We start from the raw sequence: 15,723 nt of genomic DNA on the forward strand, positions 1-15,723 counted from the left end.
GGTTTTGAGACACGACATGCCAGTGGATGTTTGCAGTCCCAGTCCGCTCGCCTAACGCTGCGCGTAGGGTGCAAATTTATACGTTCGATTTTACCCGAAGCGAGAGGCTTAGCCGCAAAATCTTGGCGCCATTTTCATCGCGCACTTCGATAAACAATTGCTGCCCGTCGACGCTCTTCAGTGACTCTCTCGTGAGGTCGACAAGGCCCTCGAATCCCGCGCGGCGGACCTCCTCGAGGCCAGCGCATTCGACACCTATTTCGTCCTCGAAGATGAGATCGCCATCGCCGCTGTCGAAGAAAAATCGTGCCATCGGAGAGCTTCCGTCACTGCTAATCTGCGGGGTTCCTTTGGTGCAGGTAGGTCGTGTCGAAATCTCCTGCGTGAGTGAGGCCAGCCCAGTCCAGTGCGTGAACTTTTGATCCCGAGGTGGCAATGAGACCTCTGCGTCGTAGTTCCTGGAGCATCCGGTTGACGTGGACCGTGGACAAACCCAGTGCATCGCCAAGGGCCGCCTGTGTAATGGGAATATCCGCCACGTGATCCTCAATGCGCCCCATAGAGCGCAAGCGAAAAATCAGTTCGCACAGGATGTGAGCCATGCGGGTGTATGCCTCGCGTCTTCCCACATTGATGACCCACTCCCTGTAAATCGCGGCATCTATCAACGTCGACCGCCAAAAAGCGGTGGCGATGCGAGGGTGCTGGTCGCAAACGGCACGCAGGGTGTCATGCCGCATGAAACCTATTCGCGCCGGCGTAAGGGTCGAGAAGTTACAATCCATGACCGACAGATGCAGCCCATGCAGATCAGGAATGTCGCCGGCGACGAAGAATGATGTGATTTGTCGCTTTCCTTCGCCCGTATGTTTGGTGGAACCGACCAAGCCATCAAGAACGACAAACGAGTAAACAGGACGGTCGCCCTCACGCACCAGATCGTGGTTGGCCGAATATTCCTTCTCCTGGATCGGAATGCCTTTCAGAACGCCGATGTCGGCCTCTCGAAGATCCGAGATGGTCTGAAGCTTGCGAATGAGTACATCCGAGGATGAGGTGGGGAACAAATTGACTACCTGGCTGATGTTGGTGATCGAACTATTATCCGCGCCAAAAGTTCCGACTGGCATGGGGACATATGCGCGGCGGCAGAAAGCGCCGCCGTGCGGCATGGTCCCATGCCTGGAGCGTTTTGCCAGCGTCGAGGGTGGTTGAAGATCCCGGAATGATCCAAGCACCAGTTTTTTAGGACAGCCATAGGTGAGCCAGGCAGCAATGCATTAACCTATGACATAGGCTCGGTTAGAAATTGTCCCGCTGGGCAGCCAGCCCCAGGAGTTCGCCGATCACGGCGCAGCTTTGACCCAGTCGCTCCCCCCAATTTCAAGGGCTGCACCCGCAGCCCGTCCTGGAACTCTTTGATGCGCCGCCAGGAACGGGGTGGCTCCGCTGACGTTGTCTCAGTGGCAAGGTGAGATTTCAGTGAACAGGCATATTTCGCGGACGGATGTCGAACAAATCGATCACACGGATGACAGCGGGTTTGCGATAGAGCACGGCGGACCGCCATCCTCAGCAATCGCGGTAGCGCTGGCCCGTGGCCTGGAGACCAGTCGGGACAAGCACATCATCCATATAGCTCCCTCGGAACGCAGTGCCGAGGAGATCGCCGGCGCCTTGCGTCAGTTCCTGCCTGACGCGGATATAATCTTGCTGCCGTCCTGGGATTGCCTGCCTTACGACAGGGTGTGGCCCACACGCGCCAATATGGGGCGAAGGCTTCGTGCGTTGCGTGAGATCGCAACGAAGCCGGATCGCCCGCGCATCGCTGTAATGTCGCTCGAAGCCATTCTGCAGCGGGTGCCGCCTGCTCCGGTCATCGCTGGCGGTTTCACAATTCTGGAGGTGGGACAAAAGCTCGACCGTGACGATTTTAGAACCTGGTCCGAAGCCATTGGCTATGTCGTCGACGAGAGGGTCGACGAACCGGGTGAGATAGCCTTTCGGGGCGATCTCATCGATATTTTCCCTGCTGGCGCGGATGGCCCCGTTCGCGTCATCGTTGATCCCGATGCCTGCATCCGGCAGCTCAAGACCTACGACCCGCTCAGTCAGCTCAGCGATCAGGTTCGAGACTCGATTACGGTCGGACCGGCATCCGAGCTGATCTTTAAAGCTGGTGAGCATCCTGAGTTGACAGCGATGCGCACGACGTCGATGGAGGAGCGCCTGGTCGCATCGTATGGCGCTATGCCATCCGTCTTCGATGCGGCATCCAGCGCTTCGATCTCCTTCCTTGAAGGGACCGACGGGCAGCCGCTCGGCAGAATTCTGGATCTGGTCGAGGATGCACGTCGTGCCAGGCAGGAGGCAGCCGGAACGAAAAAACCTTTGCCGGGACGATTTTACCTATCCCGTGAAGAGTGGGACGCTGCTCTGCTTAACCGCTGCTGCGTGAGACTAGCCGTTTCTGCCGTGGGAGTTCCCAAATTCTTCCGCCAGGCCCGACCCGGGCATGATTTCGCGGAATTCATCAGAGGGCAGACGAGTGCCGGAGTCAGAGTAGTGTTCACCGGCGATGCCTCTGAACTGCAGCGAGCAGATCGCCTGCTCGATAGGAGACTAGGCCGGCGGGCAGAGGAAGCGGCCGACTTGCCGCAAATCCTTTCGGCCGCGAGGGGCTCTGTTCTCAAGGCTGAATTCGTCCTCGACGAAGGGTTTGTCGACGCGCAATCCAATATCGCCGTGGTGGCCGCATCCGACCTGTTTGGGCCCGCGTTAAAGGCGAGCGGGAGCGCGACCACGGGCATACTCGAACCCGAGTTGCGCATTGGCGATGTCGTCGTCCATGAAGACCATGGCCTGGGCGTGCTCGCCGCGGTCGAACAGGTCGAGTTGGCTGGCCAGCAACAGGATGTCGTCAGACTGGAATATCATGGCGGGGCTTCCTTGCTGGTTCCGGTCGACGACTTTGGACGAATATGGCGCTACGGCTCGGAACCGGAGGCAGTGTCGCTTGATCGCCTCAAAGGCGAGGGCTGGCCGAAGCGACGCGAAGCTGCGTTGCGCGAGATCGACAGGCTGGCCAAACGCCTCTTGAGTCTTGCCAAAATCAGGTCCAGCCAGCCTGCCGAGATCATAAAGCCCTCCCGCACGGACTTGGCCCGTTTTGCGGCGAGATTTCCCTATACGGAGACGCCCGACCAAGCGGCCGCCATCCGCGCTGTGCTCGATGATCTTTCGTCGGGAAGAACAATGAACCGGCTCGTCTGCGGCGATGTCGGCTTCGGCAAGACAGAGGTCGCCCTGCGTGCTTGCGCCGCCGCGGCTTTCTGCGGGAAACAGGTTGCTATCATAGCGCCGACAACGGTGTTGGCACGACAGCACTATGAGACGTTCAGCCGCCGCTTCGCAGGAACCGGCCTGCAGGTCGCCCACCTTTCTAGGATGGTCGGGGCAGCGGAGGCGAGAGCGGCAAAAGAGGGTCTGCGGAGCGGCCAGGTTGCGGTCGTTGTGGGTACTCAGGCCCTGGCGTCCAGGAGCGTCACCTTCGCCAATCTTGGACTGCTGGTGATCGACGAGGAGCACCGGTTCGGGGTCAAGTTGAAGCGGGCCCTGCGGACCATGACGCCTCGCCTCCATACGCTGAGCATGAGCGCCACACCGATACCCCGGACGCTGCAATCGGCGTTGTCGGGCATCCAGGACGTCAGCGTTCTAAACTCTCCGCCCGCCAAACGACGTCCCGTTCGCACGATCTTGGCAGCGTTCGATCCAGCATCGGTGCGCGCGGCCCTCCTGCGTGAATTTCACCGGGGTGGACAGAGCTTCTTCGTGGTCCCGCGGATCGAGGATATTGCCCCGGCCTGTGACCAGCTGAACAGACTGGTGCCGGAACTCGGGGTCAAGACGGCGCATGGTGAAATGAAGGGGAGACAGCTGGACGAAGTCATGGTCGGATTCGCCGACGGTGATGGCGACATTTTGTTGAGCACCGACATCATCGAGAGCGGCCTCGATGTGCCGCGGGCCAACACCATCATCGTTTGGCGCCCCGACCGGTTCGGTCTGGCGCAGTTGCACCAGTTGCGGGGCCGGGTCGGAAGGGGGGCGGTGCAGGCCGTTGCGTTTCTTCTGACCCAGCCTGGCGTTGAACTGGCCGACGGCACCAGGGCCCGGCTTTCGACGATGCTTGCGCTCGATCGGCTCGGCTCCGGCCTGGCAATCAGTCAAAGAGACCTCGACCTGCGTGGCGCCGGAGATCTTTTCGGCGAAGACCAGGCCGGGCATATGAAGCTGATCGGAGTGGGCTTGTACGAGCACTTGCTGGAGCGGGCGGTCTCGGCGGCTGGCGGAGGGGCCAACTTCAGCAAGCAACTTGCCGAGATCAATGGCTCGGGAAAGGGGGCTTTTCCCGAGAGCTATGTCGACGAGCCTACGGTGCGCGTTGGCCTCTATGCGCGGCTCTCCCGCATCCGTTCGGAGCCGGACCTCGATACATTCAGCGAAGAGCTCGAGGACCGCTTTGGAGACATGCCTGGCGAAGTAGCCCTTTTGCTGGAATTTACCAGGTTGCGAATAGCAGCGTCGGAATTGGGCGTCGGCAAAGTCGATGTCGGTCCCGAGGCCATCGCGATCACCCCTCGGAACAAGCCGTCGGCGTCCCAATGGCGGAACAGCAAGGCGTTGGGCCTGGACTACCGGAACGGCCGCCTGATTTTCAGGCCTATCCAGCCCAGCGTCTCAGGCATCGATGCGGTTCGCTTAGCGCTTGATGCCCTACGCGCAGCCCAGCCAAAGCACGAGATCTGACGAGCCTTTTGTCTCCTGGGCCATCCGTGCGAATGGCGCTGCGGGCGGCCGTGCGTTCGCGGGGAGCGTTCAAGGCATGGTTCCGGCTTGATGGGGTGTCATGGCAGCCATGTTTTCATTCAGATGGGCCATGATCCAGATAGAGCCCAGAACCACCAGCGCGACGATCAGCACGCCGAAGGCCAGCGCCAGGATGTTGTTGGTGTTGTCCGGCCCGGTGGTCAGGTGCAGAAAGAAGACAAGATGCACGCCCATCTGCGCAACGGCGAGCACCACCAGGGCCGAGATGACCGCGGGCTGGTAAATCAGGTCGGTTCGCGCCGCCAGGAATGACGCGATCGTGAGCAGGATAGCCAGGCCGAAGCCGAGCACATAGCCCGAGAGGCCCCCAGCCGTTTCGTGCTCGCTTATGTGTTCCTCGCCCGGCGCTGAATCGCGGCGGTCCTGCAACTCGCCGGTCTTGCTCTCGAACTCGGTCATGACGATGCTCCCAGCAGATAGACCAGGGTGAAGATGGCAACCCAGATGATGTCGAGGGCGTGCCAGAAGAGCCCGAAGCAGTGGAGCCGCCGCAAGATGTCGGGCCGAAAGCCCTTGACCCACAGCTGCGCCATCATCGTTCCCAGCCAGAGCAGGCCGAGACCGACGTGGGCACCGTGGCAGCCAACGAGCGCAAAGAAGGCAGAAAGAAATGCGCTGCGCGAGGGGCCTGCCTGCTCGCCGATCATTGCCGCGAACTCCTGTAGTTCCAGGAACAGGAACGCTGCCCCGAGCAACCCCGTGACGAGAAGCCAGAACTGCGTGGCAGCCATTGATCTGCGACGGGTGGCGAGTGTTGCCACGCCGCCGGTGAAGCTCGAAGTGAGCAGAAGGCCCGTCTGGACCGCAACCCGTGTCGGTTCGAACAGATCCTTGCCTGTCGGTCCGCCGGCGGTTGCCTTGGCGAGCACGGCGTAGGTGGCGAAAAATGCCGAGAACATGATGATGTCGGACAGGAGAAAGATCCAGAAGCCGTAGGTCACCGTGACGAACTTTGAGGCCGGGCCGCCTTCTCCGTGGCCCGTCGCAGAGCGCACCGCATGCCGACCGGTGTGATTAAGCCGATACGGGTCACGTGCCTGGGTGCCGGCGCTGATGTCGCCGGAGAATGCGTGATCGCTCATGCCGGGCGCTCCCACCCGCGCAGCCAGGCAAACTGGGCTGCCTTGTGGTCATGATCGATGCGGGCGACCTCGTCGACAGGGATCTCGTAGTCTCCATGATCGCGCCAGGCGAATACGACGAAGGTTGCGTAGGCGCCGATGAAGCCGACGATCGCCAGCCACCATATATGCCAGATCAGCGCGAAGCCGATCAGTGTGCTGAAGAAGGCGGTGACGAAGCCAGTCGGGCTGTTGCGAGGCATCTCGATCGGCTCATATGCCTTTTCCTCGTCCGAGCTCTGTTCGATCCCTCGTTGCTTGATGCTCCAGTAGGGCTCTTCGTCTTCCACGTGAGGCAGCCGTGCATAATTGAAGACAGGAGGAGGAGAAGATGTCGACCACTCCAGCGAACGCCCGTCCCACGGGTCGCCGGTTTCGTCGCGAAACTTGTCGCGATGCCGGACCGAAACGAAAAGCTGTGTGATCTGCAGCGCCGCGCCGGCGATCATCACCACCACGCCGAAAGCGGCCACCACCAGCCACGGTGCCCAAAGGTCCATATCGATATGTTGCAGGCGCCGCGTCATGCCGAGCAGACCGACAATATAGAGCGGTACGAAGACCAGCATGTAGCCGGCCAAGGTGACCCAAAATGCCGCCTTTCCCCAGCCTTCGTGCAAACGGAAACCGAACGCCTTGGGGAACCAGTAGGTGAAGCCGGCGAATGCTCCAAACAACACGCCCGAGATGATGACGTTATGGAAATGCGCGACGAGGAAAAGCGAATTGTGTAGCACGAAGTCGGCCGGCGGGACGGCAAGCAGGACGCCAGTCATGCCGCCGACGGTGAAGGTGGTCACGAAAGCCAATGCCCAAAGCATCGGCGTGTCGAAACGAACGCGCCCGCCATACATGGTGAAGAGCCAGTTGTAGATTTTCACACCGGTTCCCACGGCAATGACCGACGTGGCGATGCCGAAGGCGGCATTAACGTCCGCTCCGGCACCCATGGTGAAGAAGTGATGCAGCCAGACCATGAACGAGACGATGCAGATGAACATCGTGGCCGCGACCATCGAACGGTATCCGAACAGCGGCTTCGATGAAAAAGTCGAGAAAATCTCGGAAAAGATTCCGAAGGCGGGAAGCACCAGGATGTATACTTCGGGATGGCCCCACGCCCAGATCAGGTTGACGAACATCATCTGATTTCCACCAGCTTCGTTGGTGAAGAAGTGGAAGCCGAGATACCGGTCCAGCGTCAGCATTGCGAGCGTGGCGGTAAGGATCGGGAAGGCTGCGACAATGAGCAGGTTGGACGCGAGCGAGGTCCAGCAGAACATCGGCATTCGCAGATAGCCCATTCCCGGCGCCCGCATCTTGAGGATGGTCGTCACCAGGTTGACGCCGGTGAGCAGCGTGCCGACGCCGGAGATCTGGATCGCCCACAGATAATAATCGACACCGACGCCCGGCGAGTAGGCGGTTTCCGACAAAGGGGCATAGGGCAGCCAGCCGGTGCGCGCGAACTCGCCGACCACAAGCGAGATGTTGACCAGCAGGGCTCCGGAAGCCGTCAGCCAGAAGCTGACGGAATTGAGCGTCGGAAAAGCGACATCGCGTACGCCAAGCTGCAGCGGCACGACGAAATTCATCAGGCCGATCATGAACGGCATCGCGGCGAAGAAGATCATGATCGTGCCGTGCGCGGAAAAGATCTGGTCGTAATGCTCCGGCGGGAGGTAGCCCGGCCCGTGAATCGCCAGCACCTGTTGTGTGCGCATCATGATAGCATCGATAAAACCACGAAGAAGCATGAGCATCGCCAGCACAATGTACATCACGCCGATGCGCTTGTGGTCGACCGAGCTTATCCACTCGCTCCACAGATATGGCCAGTAGCCCTTCACCGTTATCCAGCCAAGCACGGCGGCTGCTGCCAGAAAGACGCCAAGGGCTGCGCCGAGGGGGATAGGTTGATCGAAAGGAACGGCCGACCAGTCGAGCTTGCCCAGCATCGTCATTCTGCGCCTTGTGGATGATGGGTCATCGTTGCCGCCGCCGCGGGTAATGCCCTTGGGCTCACCTGTGGCTCGCCGCTGGCTGCGCTCTCAGCAGGCCCCGGACCCGGTGGGAGCGTCTGCTGAACGACCGCTTCGAACAGCCCAGGCTGGACATGACCGAAGGAAGCCGGCGCCACATTTGTGCTTTGCCGGGCGAGTTCGCGATAGGCGTTGGCGTTGAGCACGCCGCCCCCGCCACGCAGCGATGACGCCCAGCGGGTGAAGGCATCGGCTGAAACCGCGCTCACACTGAAATTCATATCCGAGAAGCCGTCGCCGCTGAAGTGCGCCGACTGGCCGAAAAAGCTGCCCTCGCGGTCGGCCTGCAGATGCAATTCGGTCTGCGTGCCGTTCATGACGTAGACCATGCTGCCAAGCTGGGGCACGAAGAACGTGTTCATCACGCTGGCCGAGGTCAACTTGAAACGCACTGGAACACCGGCGGGGATAACCAGTTGATTGACAGCGCCCACGCCCTGCTCGGGATAGAGGAACAGCCATTTCCAGTCGAGCGCCACCACCTGAATGTCGAGCGGCGGCTGGCTAGAAGGGATCGGTTTGCGCGGATCGAGCTGATACGATCCGTAGTAGATCAGACCGCCAATGAACAGGATGGTGAGCGTCGGGATCGACCAGACGATCAACTCCACGCGTCCCGAATAGGTGAACTCCGGGTTATAGCGGGCGTTGCTGTTCGAGGCGCGGAACTTCCAGGCGAATGCCAGAAGTGCAACAAGCGTGGGAACAACGATCACCAGCATCACCGCCAGCGAGTTCAAAAGGATCGTGCGATTGCCGACGCCAATTGGTCCTTGGGGATCGAGCACTCCCCCGCGCAACCGGGCAAGAATGCGCCTCCGAGGATCCAGAGCAGTTGGCGTGTCAACTTAGGGCTGGATGGCAACAACACCGGCTCTGCAATCTCTCTTTGCGGGAACGCGTGCTAGGGGCATGCGTTCATCGGGTTTCCATCTGAGCCTCCCCATGGCGCGGAACCTCGCGGCACTTCGCAGGGTGTCGCCCCCTGAGCGAGTGCCCCAACTGTCGCCGGCCGGGTTTGTTCCGCTGGACCGAGTTACTCTGTCCGATGGTCCCGCGTTGGCCAATCCGACCATAATTTCAGAACGATGGCGGCTCGATTGGCCTAGCTATCGGCGACGCTGGCTCGCGCACGAATTTCAATTTCGGCGGGACGGCGAATACCCTGAATCGCTCAGCCAGGTTATCGAGAGCCTGCCGCATGCCCACTCCCGCAGCAGCCGCACCGTGTCCACTGATGACCATCTGGGGACCCAAGGCAGCCAGATGCTTCACGGACCTTTCCGCTGCATCCCAGTCTGGCGTGAAATAGCGCGGCGGACCGTGCATCTCGAGATCCTGAATGGCGACTTCATAGACCGACTCCTGACCGGTGGTGATGAAAGCGTCTCCTACAATGAGCGAGCGGTCTTGCTCGCGCCAGAGCGAGATATGCCCAGGGGCATGTCCGGGTGTGTGCAGCCATTGCCATCCGGGCATTCCGGGGATCGATCCATCGGCGGGCAAGGGTTGCAAACGGCTGCCAAGATCGATTGGCCCGCGTGGAAAAAGCGGTGAAAGCAGCGCCATCAGTCCACCCCCAACCCAGGGATCCGGTGGCGGATAGGATGTGGTTCCGTCCAAATAGGGGTGCTCGAGTGGATGGGCGAAGACAGGCACGTCCCAGCCATTTGCGAGTTCTAGAACCGTTCCCACATGGTCGAAATGGCCATGGGTCAGGATGATTGCAGCCGGCCGTGCGTTAACGCCGAACCGCTTTTCCGCGACCGCTAGAATGCTGCTGCGAGACGTCGGCAACCCGGTATCGATCAGCACCCAGTTCCGATCTCCGCTGCCCGGTGCGCCGAAGAACACGACATTGACGATTGCTAGCCGCAAGTAACCCAGGTCCGGTGCGATGCTCCAAGCGCCGTCGCCACGATCCTCGCGCCTGGCGTGGTCGATCTCGGAAAGTCGAATCTGAACGGTCATGTGATCCCATGCCTCTGTTGTTGCCGAGCAGCCGCTCGAGTGGATGACGGCGGCTGTACATCGCCCCGAACTTGGGACGGGCCTCCTTGTTCCTCATTTGCACGCGGCGCCCGGACAGTTCACCACCGGAACAAAGGCTCTACCAATGGGTTCGGCACTACCCGGCCACGCAAGGACGAGCTGGACTGAGCAACGAACATGGGGCGCGCCCGACTGAATTCGGTATTTCGCCAACGCGGTTCCCGGTCCGGACAAGGCGGCCGAGTTCGAAGCCGATTGCCCAAAGGAGACTTCGAAAAATGAGCGAAGTGGGACGCCAGACGGAGGCCTCGGTTCCGGAAGCTTCGCGCTTCGCCAGTTTTTTCATGGCAGGCTTTGAATGCTCCTCGCACCGGCGCAAGGACGGCGTTCGCCTCGATCTTATTCGTGCGACCTCGCATAATTTGCATGCCCTGGGCGACTACCGCGGCTGCGCCGAACTCGGCCTTCGCACCATCCGCGACGGCCTGCGTTGGCATTTGATCGAAACCGCTCCCGGAACCTATGACTGGTCAAGTTGGGCGCCAATGGTCGAGGCAGCCCGATCGGCAGGTGTTCAGGTAATCTGGGACATCTTTCACTACGGATCTCCGGACCATGTCGATCAGGGCTCGCTGCATTTCATCGACGCCTATGCCTCGTTCGCGGCAGAAGCCGTCAAGGTACACCGTTCGATCACCGGAACATCGCCTCTGTTGTGTCCCATCAACGAAATCTCCTTTTTCGCATGGGCTGTCGAGGTCGGCTATTTCCCGCGCGTGGGGCCGAACAAACGTGGATGGTTCAAGCGGCACCTCGTGAAGGCCGCCATCGCGGGTGTTCGTGCAATGCGGGAGATCGACCCCGCCTGCAGATTTGTGTGGGCCGAGCCGCTTATCCATATCGCCCCTCGTGACCGGACCCGCAGCGAACGGCGCCGGGCCGAAAACGCCCGACAGGGGCAGTTCGAAGCTTACGACATGTTGCTGGGCCGCGTCGAACCTGAGTTGGGCGGGAGCGAAGATGTTGTCGATGTCGTGGGCTTGAATTTTTATCCGCACAATCAATGGTACGTAAACGGGCCGACGATTCCGATGGGACACCACGAGTACCGCGCCCTGTCAGAAATGTTGCTAGAAGTTGCCCACCGCTACGGTAAGCCGATGTTCATTGCGGAGACCGGTTCCGAGGGATCCGGCGGGCCGGCTTGGCTCCACTATGTCTGCGACGAGGTGCGTTCCGCAATCAGTCTCGGAGCGCCGATCGAGGGTATTTGCCTGTACCCGATAACGGCCTACCCGGGCTGGGACAATTCGCGACATGCCGAGGTTGGTTTGTTTTCCGTCATCCAGGCTGATGGCAGGCGACACCTGCGCAAACCCACAGCAGATGAACTGGCCCGTCAGCAAGCTCTTCTCGTGGCGGACACGACGCCTTGAAGAGGCCTCAAACGAGGGAGGGGCGGGCGAGCGTCTGTTTCGAAACGCCGCCCGCGCCGGTGCGGTGCATCAGCTTTTTGCAGTCGCCCCGGCCTCGCGCAACCTGGCATACCGCATGGTAACGTCGCTCAGATTTTCCTTGAGCCAGTTGGCCATGGCTTCCTCTTCGTTCAGGTTCTGCTTGAGGGCCCTTTCAGCATCCTGGAAGCCCCCGGCGTCGGCCAGTACCAGCAGCGAATTGTAGGCAGCAATCTCGTAGTTCTCGAATGCGAAATTCGCCAGGCTGTTCTTGATGATCTCGTCGCCGGCCATCGAATGTCCAATGGCGGCCACGCTGCCAACCATCGACAAGGCGGTGTCCTTGAGGGTGGAGTGCTCCTCGCCAAGGCCCTCCAGGACGGACTCGAGTCTCGTGATCTGGCCTTCGGTTTCCTGAATGTGCCGGCGCAAGCGATCGGCCACCTCCGGATAGTTCTCTATACGCTCGACCTGAGGCTTCATGATCGACAGCGCTTGATTTTCCATGGCGTGCGCGTTGCGCAAGCCGACGATAAATATCTCACGGCTTTCCGAGTTGAAGTTTGTATCCATCGAGTTTCTCCTTCTGATACCCGCCCGATCTTCCGTCTTGAAAGAAACTATCTTCTCGGCTCGGCCAACAACGGCTCGTCCGTGCGCGCCCAGGCCGGGAGGCTTTTTTGGATGCGCGAGAAAGTGGCCAGAGCCTGTCCGACTACCTGGTCCATGTTGTAATAGCGGTAAGTTGCAAGCCGACCGACAAACCAGACGTCTGGGCAGCTTGCCGCGAGCGCTTCATAGCGCTTGTAGAGCACTTCGTTTTCGGGCCGGGGCACGGGATAGTACGGGTCCCCGATGTCCGTGGGGTATTCGTAGGTCAGGCTGGTCCGCGAACTCTGCTGGCTGGTCAGATGTTTGTACTCGGTAATGCGCGTGTAATCTTCCGTCTGGGGATAATTGACCACGGCAACCGGCTGAAATTGCTCGCAATCCAGTGTAACGTGCTCGAAACGAAGCGAACGGTACGGAAGGTGCCCGAGCTGCCAGCCGAAATATTCATCGATCGGGCCGGTATAAACCATGCGCCTGAACGGTATCTTCTCACGAATTTCACGGAAGTCGGTCTGCAGCATGATCTTGATGTTCGGATGATCGAGCATGCGTTCGAACATCCGCGTGTACCCGCCGGCCGGCATTTTCTGGAAGCTGTCGCTGAAATAGCGGTCGTCACGGTTGGTCCTGGTCGGCACTCGTGCCGTCACGGATTTGCTCAGCTGACTGGGATCGACGCCCCATTGCTTTCTTGTGTAGCCGCGGAAGAATTTTTCATAGAGCTCGCGCCCCACGGTGCTGACGACGACGTCCTCAGCCGTTCGGACGTCCTCCACCGTTTCGCGTCGCGACGCGAAGAAATCCTCCAGCTGTGCCGAGGTCAGGTCTAGCCCGTAAAGCCGGTTGATGGTGTCGAGATTGATCGGGATGGGAACGAGTTGCCCGTCCACGGCCGCCAACACCCTGTGCTCGTACGGCCGCCATTGCGTGAACTGGGAAAGGTGGTCCACGATCGTTTGGCTGTTGGTGTGGAAGATGTGCGGGCCGTAGCGATGAATGAGGATGCCGGCTTCATTGTAGCAGTCGTAGGCGTTGCCTCCCACATGGCTGCGGCGATCGATCAGCAAAACGCTTTCCTGACGCTGCGACGCTATCCTTTCGGCAAGCACACTGCCGGCGAAACCCGCGCCGACGATCAGCCAATCGAACATGGCTATGCACTCCTGCGAAGGGGCACGACCTTCTTGCGTTGATAGGCGCGCTCAATGTGAGCTGCCATGGCATTCCATGTCCGTTCCCAGGACATGTCCGCAAGGTAGGCATCGACTTGCTGCAGGAGCATCTGACGCGGTCGCGAAAGAACGGAGCGCAGCTTGATTTCCAGATCGTCACAGTCGGCGATTTCCACCAGCCCGGCAGCACCGTAACTGCGAACCACGTCGACGATTGCCGTCGAGATCACCGGCAGACCCGCCGCGAGAAATTCCGGCGTCTTGGTCGGGCTGATGAAACGCGTCGCCTCGTTGAGGGCAAACGGCATCCATCCGGCGTCCCAATGGCGCAAATAGTCGGGCAGATCGCAGTAGGCTTTCGGCCCAAGCCAATGAAGGTTTTCGGCTTGCGGCAGGCTTGCAGGGTCGATCTTGACAACCGGACCGAGCATGACGAAATGCACGTCCGGCATTGTCTTTGCCGCTAGCGCCACGAGATCGACGTCCAGCCGCTCGTCGATGACGCCGAAATATCCAACCCTCGGGGAAGGAATGCCCGCCTGGTCGGCTGGGTCCCTTCCTGGCTGTCTTGCGGTGTGAAAGTGCCTCACATCGATGCTGCTCGGAAATGGAAAGATGGCGGGATGGAGGTGACGCTTGGTCTCGAACAAGCTTAGACCACCGGTGAAAACCAGATCCGCGCGGCGCAGAAGCGCCTTTTCCATCTGGCCCAGCTCGGGGGGCGCATTCCTGAACGCAGAGAGTTCGTCCATGCAGTCATAGACGCATATGTCTGGGTCGAGGAATTCCGTAAAGCGGAGAGCCATTGGGGTGTAGTACCAGGCGATCAGCCGGCTATGCGGCATAGAAGCGATGGTCTGCTGCACAAATCTCCGCTGGACGGCATCTGCTTTCGCGGCCGACGTGCCAAGCGGCAGCACTGGTGTGACAATCAGAATGTTTTCCGATGCCACGCTCGTCCGCATCAGCGGCTGCGGCAATTCTTCGAAAACGGGTTCTTCAAAGTAGACCACTCTCTGCTGAGCGGATGCGAGAGTGAGGAGATGCTGCGGACGCTGGTGAACAAAATTCCATCGTAAGTGGGAGAAGCAAACCAGTATATTTTCGCGACGAACATATTGACTGCCGGTTACCCCGCCAAAGGCCGCTTCCATTGACATACTCCCTCTGTGACACTATTTATGTTACGATTAACATTTGTTAATCGCGAATGGAGAGAACTACTTAGTTCCAGCTCCTAACTTTCGATCAGGTGAGTTGTTCCAACTGAAATGAAGAAGGCCCAGTCGCCCGCTTGGTCCACGCACGAAGCGGGATCTGGTTGCGGAGGTAAGGGCGGCTGTCGGAACCCGGCCGCCACTGAAAGCGTGGTTCAACGAGGAATGCTGGTGGACAGCGGCATTGCCGTATTTGCGTTGAACTCGTTGGCTATAGAATGTGCCTAACATCAATGATTCGCCTGTATCTCTGCGCGTCTCCGACTGCCGAGGCGAATTCCGGGGCTGACATGAACATCAACTTTGAAACCAACGTTTTTCCACTGTTTCATCCGCAAAGCGTGGATGATCTCAAGGACCCGTGTCCTGTCTTCGATGGCCGTGTCTGGCACGTCTTCGGGTCAAGCGGCACGGTCACCACCGAGACGTGGAGAATCTTGCATGCCACGGCGCCCGATCTTTATGGGCCGTGGGCCGAGCATGAGCCGATCGAACTTCCAATCAACGGTACTGGTGTTGCGGCTCCCGGTGTGACCCACGAGTGCGGCGTCTTCCACATGTTCATCCAGACGGAATTCATGAAGTCGGGTGGCCGTTGCGAGCATGCGGTTTCCAACGACGGGTTCCATTGGGTAGTCCTCAGTCCGGCCATTCTGGCCATCCCGGACACGGAAGAGGACGGCATTTACGATCCGCATCCAGCAGTCATTGGAGGTGGGCGCTACCTGGTTTATTCGGCTATGCCAAAATTCACGAGGGTGCCTCAGCCCGACATCTATCTGGCACGTAGCCAGTCCGACTCGTGGTTCGGTCCGTGGAAGCGGATCGGCAAAATCCTCGACCACAACGATGTTCCCCACCATAACACCAGAGATGATCCCGACTACGAATGGGGCATTGAGGGCGCGCAACTGATCGAGCTGCCGGACGGCCGGGTGCTTCTCAACGCCACCTGCTTTCTTCCGAATGGCCTTCGGGGAAACCGGCAACGGGTGTTTTTTGCCATCGCCGACGAGGTCAGCGGGCCTTACGTTTCGATCGGCCCGGTGTTGGAGCCAGGTCAACCGGGCGAGAACGGCCACTCGACTGTGATGATCGATGGCAGTCAGCTTTCACTGTTCTACCAGAGCCGGGTTGCCACAACCGATCACCGATGGCGCTATGGTTTAGCCAGATGCGACGTCGCTCTCTTTTCAAAGGTCGCGTGATTTCCAGGCTGC

13 protein-coding genes are annotated in these 15,723 nt (G+C 59.8%); 3 read left to right on the forward strand and 10 right to left on the reverse strand.

Annotated features, from left to right (window positions below; all coding sequences use genetic code 11):
* Positions 1 to 76: 76 nt before the first annotated feature.
* Positions 77 to 313: a DUF6894 family protein gene (locus NKL04_RS02505; RefSeq protein WP_023668023.1), complete on the reverse strand. Its 237-nt coding sequence runs from the start codon at positions 311 to 313 to the stop codon at positions 77 to 79.
* 19 nt (positions 314 to 332) lie between these two features.
* Positions 333 to 1,172: a Crp/Fnr family transcriptional regulator gene (locus tag NKL04_RS02510; RefSeq protein ID WP_245260969.1), complete on the reverse strand. Its 840-nt coding sequence runs from the start codon at positions 1,170 to 1,172 to the stop codon at positions 333 to 335.
* Between the two features lie 310 nt (positions 1,173 to 1,482).
* Between NKL04_RS02510 and NKL04_RS02515 the strand changes: the two genes are divergently transcribed.
* A complete protein-coding gene (locus NKL04_RS02515; RefSeq protein WP_023696344.1) occupies positions 1,483 to 4,812 on the forward strand; it encodes a DEAD/DEAH box helicase in 3,330 nt (1,109 codons plus the stop codon).
* A gap of 69 nt (positions 4,813 to 4,881) precedes the next feature.
* Here the strand turns inward: NKL04_RS02515 and cyoD are convergent, their stop codons facing one another.
* The 5 genes from cyoD to NKL04_RS02540 all read right to left on the reverse strand — a co-directional run bounded on the left by cyoD (position 4,882) and on the right by NKL04_RS02540 (position 10,027).
* Positions 4,882 to 5,292, reverse strand: coding sequence for a cytochrome o ubiquinol oxidase subunit IV (cyoD, locus tag NKL04_RS02520; RefSeq protein WP_023668026.1), 411 nt, complete (start codon positions 5,290 to 5,292; stop codon positions 4,882 to 4,884).
* The gene (locus NKL04_RS02525) at positions 5,289 to 5,975 is read right to left on the reverse strand and encodes a cytochrome (ubi)quinol oxidase subunit III (RefSeq protein ID WP_023668027.1); all 687 of its coding nucleotides are present in this window, start codon (positions 5,973 to 5,975) and stop codon (positions 5,289 to 5,291) included. The genes cyoD and NKL04_RS02525 overlap by 4 nt, the downstream gene beginning before the upstream one ends.
* Positions 5,972 to 7,972: a cytochrome o ubiquinol oxidase subunit I gene (gene cyoB / locus NKL04_RS02530; RefSeq protein WP_032910044.1), complete on the reverse strand. Its 2,001-nt coding sequence runs from the start codon at positions 7,970 to 7,972 to the stop codon at positions 5,972 to 5,974. Before cyoB ends, NKL04_RS02525 begins: the two co-directional genes overlap by 4 nt.
* 2 nt (positions 7,973 to 7,974) lie before the next feature.
* On the reverse strand, positions 7,975 to 8,796 hold the full coding sequence (locus NKL04_RS02535; protein ID WP_352723228.1) for a COX aromatic rich motif-containing protein: 822 nt from the start codon (positions 8,794 to 8,796) through the stop codon (positions 7,975 to 7,977).
* Between the two features lie 340 nt (positions 8,797 to 9,136).
* A complete protein-coding gene (locus tag NKL04_RS02540) occupies positions 9,137 to 10,027 on the reverse strand; it encodes an MBL fold metallo-hydrolase (RefSeq protein WP_023668030.1) in 891 nt (296 codons plus the stop codon).
* Positions 10,028 to 10,326: 299 nt separating this feature from the next.
* On the opposite strand from NKL04_RS02540, the gene NKL04_RS02545 reads away from it, so the two are divergent.
* Entirely contained in the window at positions 10,327 to 11,484 is a 1,158-nt protein-coding gene (locus NKL04_RS02545) for a hypothetical protein (protein WP_023691420.1), read from the forward strand.
* Between the two features lie 69 nt (positions 11,485 to 11,553).
* Here NKL04_RS02545 and NKL04_RS02550 read toward each other — a convergent pair whose 3' ends face one another.
* The 3 genes from NKL04_RS02550 to NKL04_RS02560 are packed head-to-tail and all read right to left on the reverse strand — an operon-like array spanning position 11,554 to position 14,440.
* The gene (locus NKL04_RS02550) at positions 11,554 to 12,075 is read right to left on the reverse strand and encodes a ferritin-like domain-containing protein (RefSeq protein WP_023687824.1); all 522 of its coding nucleotides are present in this window, start codon (positions 12,073 to 12,075) and stop codon (positions 11,554 to 11,556) included.
* Between the two features lie 47 nt (positions 12,076 to 12,122).
* Complete coding sequence (gene glf / locus NKL04_RS02555; RefSeq protein WP_023700019.1) at positions 12,123 to 13,265, reverse strand: UDP-galactopyranose mutase; 1,143 nt, start codon at positions 13,263 to 13,265, stop codon at positions 12,123 to 12,125.
* Positions 13,266 to 13,267: 2 nt separating this feature from the next.
* Positions 13,268 to 14,440 (reverse strand): glycosyltransferase family protein, encoded by a 1,173-nt coding sequence (locus NKL04_RS02560; RefSeq protein WP_023729506.1) that lies wholly within the window; start codon positions 14,438 to 14,440, stop codon positions 13,268 to 13,270.
* A gap of 353 nt (positions 14,441 to 14,793) precedes the next feature.
* On the opposite strand from NKL04_RS02560, the gene NKL04_RS02565 reads away from it, so the two are divergent.
* Complete coding sequence (locus NKL04_RS02565; RefSeq protein WP_023700021.1) at positions 14,794 to 15,711, forward strand: glycoside hydrolase family protein; 918 nt, start codon at positions 14,794 to 14,796, stop codon at positions 15,709 to 15,711.
* Positions 15,712 to 15,723 lie beyond the last annotated feature (12 nt).

Source organism: Mesorhizobium sp. C264A (assembly GCF_040324515.1).
GTDB lineage: Bacteria > Pseudomonadota > Alphaproteobacteria > Rhizobiales > Rhizobiaceae > Mesorhizobium.